This window comes from Nocardia sp. CWNU-33 (assembly GCF_046764895.1).
Classification (GTDB): domain Bacteria; phylum Actinomycetota; class Actinomycetes; order Mycobacteriales; family Mycobacteriaceae; genus Nocardia.
Map to the genome: position 1 here is coordinate 1 of NZ_JBKOQN010000041.1, position 12522 is coordinate 12522.

A 12522-nucleotide genomic window follows, 5' to 3' on the forward strand; every position below is an offset into this window, starting at 1 on the left:
GCTAATCCGAAATACCGGAGACCTCACCCATATACCAACGCGGGCAACAGCTTCCATCGAGCACGCTGATGGGGTGGCACCGCTGCGCGGAGCCACCCCATTCACTCACTTCGAGACAGAACCTAGCGCACTCCTTGCGGCGCGACGACCTCGACTATCCCGACATCACCGCGCGGGTGGGCGAGCATGGAGTGCCCGTCGGAGCCAGGGTCGGGTGGCGCGCCGAGCAGGTCGAGCACAGTGGGGGTGATGTCGACCAGCGAGTAGCGGGCGTTGGTGGCACCCGCCGAGAAATCGGGACCGCGGGCGATCACGAAATTCGTTGTCTCGTCGGCTGATTGGCCGCCGTGACCACCCTCCGGTAGGTGCCCGTGATCGGCGGTGACCAAGATCGTCCACGACTCGGCCGGATTCGCCCGCATCCGCGCGTCGACGGCGGCGGCGATTCGGCCGACCAGCACATCGATGCGAGTCACGGCGTTGAGGTATTCCTGTGACGCACCCCCGTGGCTATGGCCCGCCCGATCGACCTGATCGAGGTGAGTGAAGAGGAAATCGGGTCCGAAGCGGGTAATGGCGGTGACAACGGCATCGGCGGTAGCGACGTCTACGGTGGATTCGTCGGCGTCGTTCGGCACGGGTTGGGTGGAAATGACCACGTCGGCGCGCGGGTTGCCGCTCGCGGCCATGATGGCAATCTGATCCCACGTGGCAATCGAATGGGTTTTCAATGCGGGGTCGGCGCGCCCGAGTTGCGTGAACACGGTCGGATACGTCGCGAACGGCGTGGCATCGAATTGGTTGTTCCTGATGCCGTGCTTGCGGTCCCACACACCGGTCAACACGGTGGCCCACGAGGGGCCGGAGATGGTGATGTGCGGCGCTATGGACGTTCGGCTCAGCGACCCTTCTGCGCTGAGCTGCAACAGATTCGGCGCCTGCACCTGCTGAATCTTCTTGTACATCAACCCGTCGAGCCCGATCAGCACGACTTTGCGCATTCGGCCATCGGCCCGCACGGTTCCGGCCGGCGCGGCGACGGGCAGCGCCGCGACCGCCGCGGCGGCAACCGCACCCGACAGCAACCGCCTACGGCTCACGGCGCCACCCCACGGACGCCGACCTGCACCGTGCTCGGGAGGCAGCGGTCCCCCGATGTCGCGTCGGGCACCCGCACGGTGCGGACATTCGGCTCCACGATGCCCCGGAAGCGCCTCGGCCACGACCGGCTCGACGACCGCGCCCCACCGATGCCCGTGACCGTCGGCTGCCGACGACACTGGGTCCATGGCCCGCTCGCTGGGTTCCCTCACAGTTCGAACCATGCGGGCCCGCGCGGCCTTTCGGAAGGCCGCCGCGCCACTGTTCATAGACGTTTCATCGGTCACGCCACCGCGCGTTGCCTCGCTGAACGACCGCTGAACATTCCAGAGCCGACAGCTATTCCACCTGTTCACAGTGGTTAACCCGCATGAGGTGTGCGAGATACCGATTGACACCCGGCTGGTCATGTGGCTGGCTGACGGACATGCAGTACAGCGGGAATCGCAGCATCCGAGTCGCGGCTGTCGCAGACCTGCACATGCGCGACTCGGTGGTCGGGGTGTTCCGTCCCGACTTCACCCGCCTGGCCGAGCACGCGGACGTGCTGTTGCTCGCCGGCGACCTCACCGAGAGCGGCACAGTGCGCGAAGCCGATCTGCTCTGCGCCGAAATCGCGGCTCTCCCCGTACCTGTCGTCGCGGTGCTCGGCAACCACGACCACGACCACAGGCTGGGCTACCAAATCGCCGCGATGCTCACCGCCGCCGGCATTCACCTGCTCGACGGCGACGCCGTCACTCTCGATCTGGCGGGCTCCCGACTCGGCATCGCCGGAGTGATGGGCGGCAGCGGCGGATTCCCCCGCTACCCCGGCACACCCGACGAAGGCACCCCCGAACACCAGGCCCGCATGCGCCGCGGCCCCCTCGACGCGCTCCGCCTACACCAGGCACTCGACACCCTCACCTGCGAAACCCGAATCGCTCTCATGCATTTCGCCCCCGTCATCGACACGCTGGTCGGCGAGCCACGAAAGATCTACCCAGGCCTCGGCTGCCACGATCTGGCCGAAGCCGTCGACGCGGGACGCGCCACCCTGGCGATCCACGGCCATGCGCACGGCGGCACCGAATTCGGCCGCACCGCGGGCGGTGTCCCGGTCCGCAACGTCTCCTATCCCGTCATCGGCCGCAGCTACGTCGTCTACGACGTAGCGCTGAGGTAGCGGCCGATTCCCGCAACCGATCTGACGGGCAACAGCGCGCCGGTCGAGTATCCCAGCGAGGCGAGTCCAACGGCTACCAGCGTGGCCCGGCCGGTAGGTTCTCGCCATGACCGTCGCCAAGTCGCTGCTGTTGTTCGCTCTCGCCGCGCTTGCCGAAATCGGCGGCGCCTGGCTCGTCTGGCAGGGTTGGCGGGAACACCGCGGCGTCCTTTGGATTGCGGCAGGCGTCCTCGCCTCGGCGCATACGGTTTCGCGGCAACCTTCCAGCCGGACCCTAATTTCGGCCGCATCCTCGCCGCATACGGCGGCGTCTTCGTCGCAGGCTCTCTCGTCTGGGGCATGATCGTCGACAAATTCCACCCCGACCGTTGGGATTACGTGGGCACAACCAGCTGCCTGCTCGGCGTGGCGATCATCATGTACGCACCGCGCAGCTAGCCAACCGAAACCCTCCGAGCCGCAACCCCTTCCGCGTCCTTGCCGTCCGTAAATCGCCATTTCCAGAAAAGCCCTGAAAATGCCCCGATGACTCACATGAATAGATACGCATATCCAAGTATCACAATGTGATTCCAGCACCGATCTACACGGCGACACCAATACCCGAGCAATCCCGCAGCCATCGAATGCCACCCCCGAACGGTCCGCGTAACGAGCGGCACATGGCTGCGGCAGAACGTGGGTGGGCCACTCCACCATGTGCCGGTCAGGCGGGCGTCGCTAGGCGGGCTGGGTCACTCGGTCGGCGTGAACGCCCAGACGGCGGCGGGGCGGCCGGTGGCTTTGACGCGGCGGCGTTCGGTGGTGCGGTAGAGGCCGGGGAGGGCGGCGAGGGTGCGGTTCAGGTTTGCCGGGTCCGGCTTGGCGCCCTGCAGGGTGGTACTGAGTTCAACGGCGCGGGTGGCGGGGAACTCATCACCCGTCAGGGCGCGGGTGAAGGGAATGTCCTTCCAGAGCAGGCGGGCGAGCAAGCCCTGTGCGGCGTCGACGATCCGATTGTGGTCGAAGGCGAGCTGGGGCAGGGCGTCGAACGACACCCACTGCGCCGGACCCTCGTGTGGGCCGACAACTGCCCACATCGCGATCGATAAGGTTGGGCCGCGTGGGTCGCGATTCGGCTCGTCGAAGGTGACCAACTGCCCCACTGCACCGATCGCGGCCTCGGGCACACCCAACTTGGCATGCACCGCCCGCCGCGCTGCCCCAACCAACCGCTCCCCCCGCCCCAGCAACACCCCAGGCAACGCCAACTCCCCGGTGAACGGCTCGAGCTCGCGCGGCGCAACCCCGATCGTGACCCCCGCGTCCGCAGCCCAGAATCGCAACGCCACCACATCCACCGAAACCACAGATTGCTCCACGTCGACCCATCCTGCCCCAGCCTGCGCACTCGACCACGATGCAGGGCCCGCCCGACGAACGGGACACCCGAGCGCACGCTTCACGCATTGCCAGCACCGTGGACCCCGCGCCGCACGGTCGCAATGCGTCGGCATTCATGCGACCGGCGACATTGCGAGCGGTGGCGTCGAGTGGAGTGCTCCGTAATGGATCCGGCGTGCCGCTGCCGACGGAGCTGCGCATCGTCTCGGCCACGATCACCGCGCCGAACCAGCAGAGGTCTCCCGTGCCCGCATCGCACGCAGCGGCATCCGCTCGGTGCGATCGGGGCCGTCGGCAGTGAGCACGACGGGGGTGCCGAGTTGGTGTTCGAGCCAGGGCACCGGATCGGTCGGCATGGCGGTCAGTTCCGGGATCGCGGCGGTCAGGAGGTCGGTTAGGTGCCGCTGATGGTCGAGATCCTGCCAGGTACCCGGCGCGAGGTGGTCGACGATGCCGGTGGAGGTTGTGTATCCGGTTGCGGCATAGCGCGTTCCGGGCGCATCCAGGTGGGTGACGGCCAGCCCATCGATACCGCCGGATGCCGCGATGGCGTAGCGGAGCAGGATCGGGTCGAAATGGCCGAGCCGGAAGGGGCCCTGGTAGGGGCCGGTCGTGTTGTGTAGCTCGGGGATCGCGAGGGTGGGGTCCGCCGTCGGCAGCGGGCCCGCACCGTGCCGGGTCAGATAGGTGCGCGTCACGCCGAGCACGTAGCCCTCGGCGCCGATGCCTGCGAGCATGGCGCGGGCATTGCGTGGTTCGACGGTCGACCACGTGGTGTGGGGGTGGAAGCCGCGCCACTCGTCGAGCAGGATGCCTTGGGCGCCTTCGAAGACCAATCGCCCCTGCCGCGCAAAGCGTGCGAGGTGGGCGCCGTCGACGATCCGCACCGCGGCGGCGAACTCCCGATACATGTCGAGAAGGTCGGCTATCGGCTCGAACCGGTGTTCGCTCGGCGCGATCAGCGGCCCGTAGTGCGCGGCCAGCGCCTGCAGCTTGTCGCGAAGTAGACTGGGGCGCAAGCAATCCGACACCGTCGGCGCGTTGTGTCCGAGCGCATACGAGGCCGTCTCCCCGATGCCACGTCCACACGAACCGTGCCGCGAGGGCCCCCGCGCGGCCTCACGAGCACGGTTCGCGGCGATGTGGATGGGCGTCGTGAGCAGTGCCCGCCCGTCCACGAACAGCAGCGAGAGCGGGTCCGGCACACCGAGCGCCGCCAACCGCCGTGCCTCCCCCGCCAGCGCGATCGGCTCGACGAGCATGTACCGCGACAGCAGGGTCGGCACACCCGCGAACGTCCCGGACCCGAACTGCGCGAAGGTGTGATGCCGTCCTTCGGCCACCACGTTGTGCGCCGCCTGCGCCCCACCGTTGAATCGCACCACCGCCGCCACACCCAAATCGGCCTCCGGCGAACACAACCAGTCGACCGTCGCCCCCTTGCCCGCATCGCCGAACCCGAGGTCGACCACAATGATGTGTCCATGAGACATGTTGCACCCCTTCATGATTCGTCCGATCGATCACCCGATCGGACGACAACCTGTGCGCACGCGACGGTCCTGCCGGCGATGTCGGGCCCTGCGGCGCAGCAGGCCGCGGCGGCGATGATCCGCTCGAATCGACTGCCTCAGCCGCGTCCGCCGGGCAGGGCTCGGATACCAGGACTATTGGTGCCGAGCACTTTTCCCACGGAGGCCGCTTCGGCAGCCGAGCCCACGTCTCGCAGGTCCGCCAGACCGGTAGGCAGGTCGACGCGATCTTCTTCCAGGCCGATGGTGAGTGCGATGAGTTCGCAGACGGCACGGGGGTCGTCGAGTTTCAGGAAGTTCTGGCCGAGTAGGTCGCGCCAGTGGTCGGCGATTTCCGGGTCGTCGAAGTAGCTGGATTGGTTCGGCAGGATGTAGTAGACGTGCCAGCGTTCGGCGAGATCACGGTAGATGGATTCCACCGAAATGTCTCGGCGCACATGGTCGCCGACCACTTCGCGAATATGCCTGCTCGCCAGCTTCGGTTTGTTGAGCTCGTCGCCGATCAGAAAAAGGTAGCCGCGTTTTCGCCGCTTCTCCCAGGCATCGGTGACGACGTGGGCTGCCATGAAATATGCTGCCAGTTCGTAGCTTTCGGATTTCTGCCCACCGCCGCCGCCTTCCAGAAACACCGCGCGCAGCTGCTCGTCCATCCGATTGTCCGATTCGAACTGGCCGATCTGCAGCGGAACCCGATCACTGTCGGCATCACCGATGGCGCCGAACAGTAGTTGCGGATCCTCCGCATAGCCTTTGCGCTGCAATAGCCCGTGCAGTTTGCCGAGTTTGTCCTGCATGATGATCGGGACCTGCCCCATCGACCCGGTGACGTCGAACAATACCGCGATAGGCAGCGAGTTTCCGTGCTCGGTCGAATCCCGACATTCCCGCACGTCGACCCCCAGTGGATCAAGGTCGGGGTGCGCGGACCACCTCGTGGACGGTTCGGCGCGCATGGTCGCGGTATATCCGAAATCGTCGAGCCCCCGGCTGGCACGGTAGGTCTTCGCCGCACGGTAGGCGGTGTCGTCCCAATGTCCGTATCCCATGTCGTTCACTCCCTCTCACGGCTTGTTTTAGTGTATTCGACCAAAACAATCGTCGTCAAGAGTACTTCTTTCCGAGATACCCGAAAACCGTTAATGCCCAACAGCTCTAAGGCGATTGAGGCTTAGACGGTGTGTAGCCTGTTGCACCCCACCTCGACTCCGGACATTCACCCGCCGGATGGACATCGCGGAAAACGGGATGGCGAGTCCGGCGGTGTACTCCCCCTCGGTGCTGTTGGATGCAGCAGGCGGACCTCGTTGCCGACGCTGCCGATCGGACCGCAGGACTTCGCCGGGCGACTAGGGGAATTCGACGGCACCCGGGCTGCCAGGGTGGGGATCGCCGACTCCCGCGTCCCGGCGGTCGTGCGCGGACCGGTCGGCATCGGCAAGACAACCTTGGCGCTACGTTTCGCCCATCAGCTGACCGCCGAATTTCCCGACTGCCAGCCCATCGCCGATATGTCGGCCCGCCGCGCCGACGATACGGCGCCATGAGAAGTCATTACCGGCTTCCTGCACGCGCTGGGCGTACCGCCCGACCAGGTCCCCGACGACGATATGCACGTCGTCGCTCAGGACCAGATCCTGCAATCGGCGGGAGCCCACCTGGTGGGCGGGCCCCTGGCTTCAAGCTCTGCCTCGGTCTCGTGGGGTAGCCCGCTGCCGCAAACGCTCGAGTGTTACGGAGCGTCGACGCGATCGGGGTAGAACGCGATGTGGTCCTTGATCTCGGCGACAGCCGGGTACGGCGACTCGTAGGCCCATCCCGCGTCGATACTCTGTGCACCGTCGACCGAAACGGTGAAGTAGCTCGCGTCGCCCTTGTAGGGGCAGTACGTGGCGGTGTCGGTGCGCTCCAGCACCGATTCCTCGGCGTCGGCCAACGGCAGGTAATAGACCGGCGGGTAGGACGCTTCCTGCAGCACCAGTGCGTTCTGCGTGTCGATGACCACCTGACCGTGCACTCGAACGACAATGCGCTCCGGGTGTGGCGTGACGGTGATCGGATGATCCGGGCCCGGCTGCAGAACAGGTCTCGTCATGGCTACTGCAACCGACCGCGCCGATCGTTCTATTCCGGCCCCGCGTCGGCAGGTTCCGATTGCTCAAGGCTCACGCTTCACGGCCTCGCGGGCGAGCGTGCGGTCGCGCTGTTCCTCGAATTCGAGGACGTCCTTGCCGACCTTGTCCAGGAAGGCGGCGAGTTCGTCACGCAGCTGTTCACCGCGCGGCGGTTAGAGGATCAGCTGGGTACAGCGGAACAGCGCCATGGTCTTACCTGCGCCGTCGCTGACCACGGCATCCCAGACCTGGGTGCGACGGCCGCCGTGCACGAGCGTTGCCTCGGTGCGGATCAGACCCGCGCGCGCGGTGGCCAGAAAGTTGGATTTCAGCTCGATGGTGGTGAATCTGTCGGCGCGGTCGGGCAGGCTGAGCCGGGTGCCGAGGCCGCAGGCGGTGTCGGCGAGCGCCACGACGGTGGCCGCGTGTAGGTAGCCGTTGGGGGCCATGAGCTCCTCCCTGACCTGCATTTCTGCGGTCACTCGGGCAGCATCGGCGGTGAGCACGCGTACGCCGAGCAGTCCCGGCAGTCGGCCCTGCAGTAATGCGGTGAGCTGGGCGGCGGCGTCGCCGTCGCCGTCGGTGAGGTTCGGGGTTGCGCGGTGTAGTCCGACCGGGGCATCGGCCATGGGGTCAACCTTCGGTGTCGAGGAGCTCGGCGCGCAGGTCGCGACGCATCGGCTTACCGACCGGGTTGCGCGGCAGTTCGGTGGCGAGCACGAGGCGTTCGGGAAGTGTGACCGAGGCCCCGCCACGGCGCGGAGATGCTCGGTCAGTTCCTGCAGTGTCACCGCCGATCCTGACGCGGGAACCACCACAGCGCAACACTTTTCACCCATCACCTCGTCCGGGTACCCGATGATCGCGACATCGGCGACCGACGGATGGACGCTGAGCGGCTTCGTCGTGGCAGCGGATCCTCAACGGGGCGAATAGCGCAGGGAACGCCACGTTTCGATCGCCCAGTTCATCTCCGCGTCGGGAACGCTGATGGTGACCAGGAGCAGTTCGCCGTTGCGGTGGCTGGCGATGCCTTGGACACCGGCTTCGTCGGTGTCACTGGAGGGCAACCACCAGCCGTCGCCGGGACCGCCGAGCACCGGCTCGCCGCGGTGCCCTTCGGTCGCATTCGCGCCGTATTGCAGCATGGCCGCGGGCGGTGGACCGGTCTTTTCGTCGTCCACCCGGAGCACCGTAATGTCGATCTGGCGCTCGCCGTCCCACGCCCACCAGCGGTCACCATCCCACCCGTAGGTGAAATCGCCGGGGATGCGCAAACTCCAACCAGGCAGCAGCGAGGTGAACACCGGCCGGCGCCGATACCCGGGACGTGCGCCGAAATCGTGGCTGGCGCGTTCAGCCAGGTCCGCGGGCGCGTCGTCGACAACCGGTTCCAGCGTGCCGAGCAGTCCGCGCAGCTCGTGCCAGGCCGCCCAGGGCAATTCGAGTGCGTGGTCGAGCCGACTCGCCTCGGCGAGCAGTGTGTCGGCCTGACGCAATGCCGGTGCGTCGTCTTCGTCGGTGGGAACCCGCCAGCGCACGTCGTTCCACATGATGCCGAGTGCGGTGTCACGGAAGGTTCGCGCCGTCCAGCCGTCCTCCCACCAAGGGAAGAATCGAACGGCGGCGGCTTCGTCGCCATCGGCGACGGCGCGGAACCAGTCGACGTCACGGGGTCCGAGCCAGGTCGCGGCCAGGCCCTCGTAGTCGAATTGGTCACTGCCGAGAGACAATCCGAGCGACACCACATTGCCTTCGTTCGGCACCTGGCTGAGTACGGTGTGCGCGAGCGTTCGAATCCACGTCAAATAGTCCCGTTCGACCTCCGCGCGGTTATCCGCAAGCCCGAGCGGATCATCGGTCCCCTCATCCCAGACGATGTCGAACTCCCTGCCCATTTTGTGCAGGACCGCGGCGACGTGCCGGTGATAGCCGGGCCCGGCCGGCGCACATCCCGCGGTCACCACCACCTGACCGTGGGCCGCCCGCAGATCGACCGGCTCGGCCGCGGGATGTAGCACGGCAAGCAGCTGGTCGCCGGATACCTCGACCGGATTGCGGAACGGTGCCGACGTCGAGGTCCAATCGATCCGCGCCCCCGCGGGCCCGGTCCGCAACCACTGCTCGACCCGTTGCAGAAAGTCTTCATTGGGCGCGCGGCACACCCCCGCGACATTCAGCTCGATTCCCATGGATACATCCTTGTGTCCGCGGTCCAACGCCGAAAGTCGGGGCAGCACACCCGGGTTCCGCCACCACCGATCAGCCAGGGCGTGAGCGGGACATGGCGGCCGCAGAGGTCAGGTCGGAACACCGTCATGTCCGGCTCGACGTGGCGGCGGCTGGAGATAGTCGCCGATGAGCATGGTGCCTGGGGCGCGGTGGGCGCCGGGGCCTTGGAGCCAGTGGACGTTGTCGGCGGTCAGGGGGGTATGACAGTTGGTGCAGGTGACGACGCCGGAGGTGGTTCGGCCGCAGTCGTCGTGCACGACCAGTGCAGGAGGACCTTCAGCGGCGAGCCATTTGTCGCCCCAGGTGATGAGCATCGTCAGGACCGGATAGAGGTCGCGACCCTGATCGGTGAGCACGTACTCGTAGCGGACCGGATTCGATTGGTATGTGCGGGTTTCGACGATGCCGTGCCGCTGGAGGGTTTCCAGGCGGGCGGTAAGGACGTTGGTGGCGATGCCGAGGTCGCGGCGGATGTCTTCGAATCGGTTCAGGCCGACGAACAGGTCGCGCAGGATCAGCGGCGTCCAGCGCTCGCCGACCACGTCGAGGGTGCGCGCGATCGAGCAGACGATGTCGGACATAGCAGCCTTGGGCACCCGACCATCCTAGTCCATTGCTTTTTGCAAGTGACTGGGGAAGAATTCGCCTCGACCGACACCACGCACGAGAGGCGATCGAGGCCATGACAGACGTAGTGCCCCAGTTCCGCAAAGCGACCGAGTCCGCCGACATCGACGCGCTGATGGAAACCCTCGCACCCGACGCCGAGCTGGCCTCCCCGATCTCCGGGCGACTGGTGTTCCGCGGGCAGGACGATCTTCGGATCCTGCTGACCGCGGTGTACCGCGGCATCTCCGCGATGCAGTGGACCGATCAGATCGGCGACGGCGCGCACCGAGTCCTGTTGGGAGAGGCATCCATCGGACCGTTCCGAATGACCGAGGCGATGGTGATCGAGCTCGACAAGGACGGCCGCATCCGCAAGCTGAACCCGCACATCCGCCCGTGGCTCGCCCTCACCTTCCTCGCGGTCAGGCTGGGCCCCCGGCTCATCCGGCACCCCGGCGTCATGCGGCGAGCCGCCGGAGCGCGGCCGCACACCCCTTGATGCGCGACACCCGCAGGGCACTGCGGGTGCACGACACCGAGGAATGTGCGGCGCTGCGCGACCGCGCCCCACGCCGCCGCATCAGCCGACCGGGGTCTCGACCAGGCCATCGGTGGTGAGTTCCACCCGACGGGTCACTCCGATGTCGTCGAGGAACCGCGGGTCGTGGCTCACCACGATCAGCGCGCCCTCGAAACTCGCGAGCGCCTGGGTCAGATGCTCCAGGCTCGGCAGGTCGAGATTGTTGGTCGGCTCGTCGAGCAGCAACAGCTTCGGCGCCGGGTCGGCCAGCAGCAGCATGGCCAGCGCGGCACGCAAGCGTTCACCACCGGACAGTGCCGAGGCGGCGACATCGGCGTCGGCACCCCGGAACAGGAACCGCGCCAACTGAGCCCGGATCTGCTCCGCCGACGCGTGCGGTGCCGCCGCCGCCACGTTCTCGAACACCGAACACGGCGCGTCGAAGACGTCGAGACGTTGCGGCAGCATCCGCCACGCGACCTTCGGCGATTCCTCGACGATCCGGTGCAGCAACGTGGTTTTGCCGACGCCGTTACGGCCGGTGAGCGCGATACGCTCCGGGCCGGTCACCCGCAACGTCACCTTCGGTCCACACGCAAGCCGGACCCCGTCCAGGTCGATCACGTCCTGGCCCGGATACAACCGGGTGTCGGGCAGATCGACACGGATCTCCCTGTCGTCGCGCAACAGCTCCTGCGCCTGCTGGAGCTGTTCCTTTGCGGTATCGACCTTTTCGATGTGGTTGTTGCGCAGTTTGCCCGCCGACACCTGCGCTTGCCGCTTCCGCTCGTTCATCACGATTTTCGGTTCCCGCTTGGTGTCCCACATTTTCTGCCCGTAGCGCAGTCGTCGATCCAGTTTGATCCGCGCCTCCACGAGTTCGCGTGCCTGCTTACGCACATCGCTGCGCGCATCGCGGATCGCCGCCCGCGCGGCCTGCTGCTCGGCCTCGATGATCCGCTCGTACTCGCTGAAATTTCCTCCGAACAACCGCAATTCGCCCTGCCGCAGCTCGACGATCGAGGTCATCCGGTCCAGCAGCTCACGATCGTGGCTCACGGTGAGCACTGTGCCGGAGAACTGGGCGACCACGGCATAAAGCCGCTGCCTGGCAACATGATCCAGGTTGTTCGTCGGTTCGTCCAACAACAGCACATCGGGCTCGCGCAGCAGCTGCGCCACCAATCCCAGCAGTACCGTCTCGCCGCCGGACAGGGTTTCCAGTCGGCGATCGAGCTGCTCTGTCGAATCGGCCAGATAGTGCAGACCGAGCCGGCCGAGCAGCGCGACGGCGCTCTCCTCGACGTCCCACTGGCCGCCGACGATGTCGAAGTCGGCGTCGGCTGTCGTGCCGGATTCGATGCGGTGCAAGGCTTTTCGCGTATCCGCGATGCCGAGCACTTCGTCCACCCGCAGCCCGTCGCCGAGTCCGAGATCCTGCCGCAGATAGCCCAGGCGACCGGAAACCGTAATCGAGCCACGCGCCGGCGGCAGTGCACCGGCGATCAGCCGCAACAGCGTCGATTTGCCGACGCCGTTGCTGCCGACCAGACCGAGGTGGCCGGGACCGAGCACAGCGTCGAGCCCATCGAAGACCGGAGTCCCGTCGGGCCACGAGAAAGTGAGATCGGAAATAGAAAGATTGGTCATGTGCCTACCCCAGAGGTTGCAACGGAATGCGACGCGCGAGACGCGGGCCGCCCGAGTAGCTACCTCATGAGAGCAACGGCATGACTCCGATCAACGGGAACAAGACTCGTCCAGATTAAGCAAACCGCACCGATCGCGCCAGTGATATTTGGATCACATCATCTCTGCAGGTCTGCGGGCTGCGCGACCTTCCACGAGCCCCACGCACGCCGTCAG

Annotated in this window: 12 protein-coding genes and 1 pseudogene; 4 read left to right on the top strand and 9 right to left on the bottom strand. The window is 66.5% G+C overall.

The genetic code is table 11. The annotated features are described in order from the left end of the window. Positions 1–122: 122 nt before the first annotated feature. Positions 123–1313, bottom strand: a complete 1191-nt coding sequence (locus tag ACLMAL_RS34100; protein ID WP_412002832.1) for an alkaline phosphatase family protein — start codon at positions 1311–1313, stop codon at positions 123–125. Between the two features lie 215 nt (positions 1314–1528). Between ACLMAL_RS34100 and ACLMAL_RS34105 the strand changes: the two genes are divergently transcribed. Both ACLMAL_RS34105 and ACLMAL_RS34110 read left to right on the top strand, forming a co-directional pair. Further along, positions 1529–2269, top strand: coding sequence for a metallophosphoesterase family protein (locus ACLMAL_RS34105; protein WP_412002833.1), 741 nt, complete (start codon positions 1529–1531; stop codon positions 2267–2269). A 106-nt stretch (positions 2270–2375) separates the two neighbouring features. Then, a pseudogene (locus ACLMAL_RS34110) lies at positions 2376–2707 on the top strand (YnfA family protein). A 296-nt stretch (positions 2708–3003) separates the two neighbouring features. Here ACLMAL_RS34110 and ACLMAL_RS34115 read toward each other — a convergent pair. From ACLMAL_RS34115 to ACLMAL_RS34125, 3 genes are all read right to left on the bottom strand, one after another. Beyond that, positions 3004–3630, bottom strand: coding sequence for an NUDIX hydrolase (locus ACLMAL_RS34115; protein WP_412002834.1), 627 nt, complete (start codon positions 3628–3630; stop codon positions 3004–3006). Between the two features lie 237 nt (positions 3631–3867). Beyond that, complete coding sequence (locus ACLMAL_RS34120) at positions 3868–5145, bottom strand: adenylosuccinate synthetase (protein ID WP_412002835.1); 1278 nt, start codon at positions 5143–5145, stop codon at positions 3868–3870. Between the two features lie 137 nt (positions 5146–5282). Beyond that, positions 5283–6230, bottom strand: coding sequence for a hypothetical protein (locus tag ACLMAL_RS34125; protein WP_412002836.1), 948 nt, complete (start codon positions 6228–6230; stop codon positions 5283–5285). Between the two features lie 258 nt (positions 6231–6488). On the opposite strand from ACLMAL_RS34125, the gene ACLMAL_RS34130 reads away from it, so the two are divergent. Beyond that, the gene (locus ACLMAL_RS34130; RefSeq protein WP_412002837.1) at positions 6489–6728 is read left to right on the top strand and encodes a hypothetical protein; all 240 of its coding nucleotides are present in this window, start codon (positions 6489–6491) and stop codon (positions 6726–6728) included. Positions 6729–6913: 185 nt separating this feature from the next. Here the strand turns inward: ACLMAL_RS34130 and ACLMAL_RS34135 are convergent, their stop codons facing one another. From ACLMAL_RS34135 to ACLMAL_RS34150, 4 genes are all read right to left on the bottom strand, one after another. Beyond that, positions 6914–7276, bottom strand: coding sequence for a DUF427 domain-containing protein (locus tag ACLMAL_RS34135; protein WP_328403223.1), 363 nt, complete (start codon positions 7274–7276; stop codon positions 6914–6916). A gap of 192 nt (positions 7277–7468) precedes the next feature. Then, on the bottom strand, positions 7469–7924 hold the full coding sequence (locus ACLMAL_RS34140; protein WP_412002868.1) for a PaaI family thioesterase: 456 nt from the start codon (positions 7922–7924) through the stop codon (positions 7469–7471). Between the two features lie 291 nt (positions 7925–8215). Continuing rightward, positions 8216–9487: a hypothetical protein gene (locus ACLMAL_RS34145; RefSeq protein WP_412002838.1), complete on the bottom strand. Its 1272-nt coding sequence runs from the start codon at positions 9485–9487 to the stop codon at positions 8216–8218. 108 nt (positions 9488–9595) lie between these two features. Further along, positions 9596–10123, bottom strand: coding sequence for a winged helix-turn-helix transcriptional regulator (locus ACLMAL_RS34150; protein ID WP_412002839.1), 528 nt, complete (start codon positions 10121–10123; stop codon positions 9596–9598). A gap of 86 nt (positions 10124–10209) precedes the next feature. On the opposite strand from ACLMAL_RS34150, the gene ACLMAL_RS34155 reads away from it, so the two are divergent. After that, positions 10210–10635, top strand: a complete 426-nt coding sequence (locus ACLMAL_RS34155) for a nuclear transport factor 2 family protein (RefSeq protein ID WP_412002840.1) — start codon at positions 10210–10212, stop codon at positions 10633–10635. A gap of 81 nt (positions 10636–10716) precedes the next feature. Here the strand turns inward: ACLMAL_RS34155 and ACLMAL_RS34160 are convergent, their stop codons facing one another. Next, positions 10717–12306: an ABC-F family ATP-binding cassette domain-containing protein gene (locus ACLMAL_RS34160; protein ID WP_412002841.1), complete on the bottom strand. Its 1590-nt coding sequence runs from the start codon at positions 12304–12306 to the stop codon at positions 10717–10719. Positions 12307–12522 lie beyond the last annotated feature (216 nt).

Bases quoted from the DNA above. Each gene is read 5' to 3' on its own strand.
- ACLMAL_RS34105 (WP_412002833.1), top strand. From the start codon at position 1,529: ATGCAGTACAGCGGGAATCGCAGCATCCGAGTCGCGGCTGTCGCAGAC.
- ACLMAL_RS34140 (WP_412002868.1), bottom strand. From the start codon at position 7,924: ATGGCCGATGCCCCGGTCGGACTACACCGCGCAACCCCGAACCTCACC.
- ACLMAL_RS34120 (WP_412002835.1), bottom strand. From the start codon at position 5,145: ATGTCTCATGGACACATCATTGTGGTCGACCTCGGGTTCGGCGATGCG.
- ACLMAL_RS34145 (WP_412002838.1), bottom strand. From the start codon at position 9,487: ATGGGAATCGAGCTGAATGTCGCGGGGGTGTGCCGCGCGCCCAATGAA.
- ACLMAL_RS34160 (WP_412002841.1), bottom strand. From the start codon at position 12,306: ATGACCAATCTTTCTATTTCCGATCTCACTTTCTCGTGGCCCGACGGG.
- ACLMAL_RS34155 (WP_412002840.1), top strand. From the start codon at position 10,210: ATGACAGACGTAGTGCCCCAGTTCCGCAAAGCGACCGAGTCCGCCGAC.
- ACLMAL_RS34125 (WP_412002836.1), bottom strand. From the start codon at position 6,230: ATGGGATACGGACATTGGGACGACACCGCCTACCGTGCGGCGAAGACC.
- ACLMAL_RS34135 (WP_328403223.1), bottom strand. From the start codon at position 7,276: ATGACGAGACCTGTTCTGCAGCCGGGCCCGGATCATCCGATCACCGTC.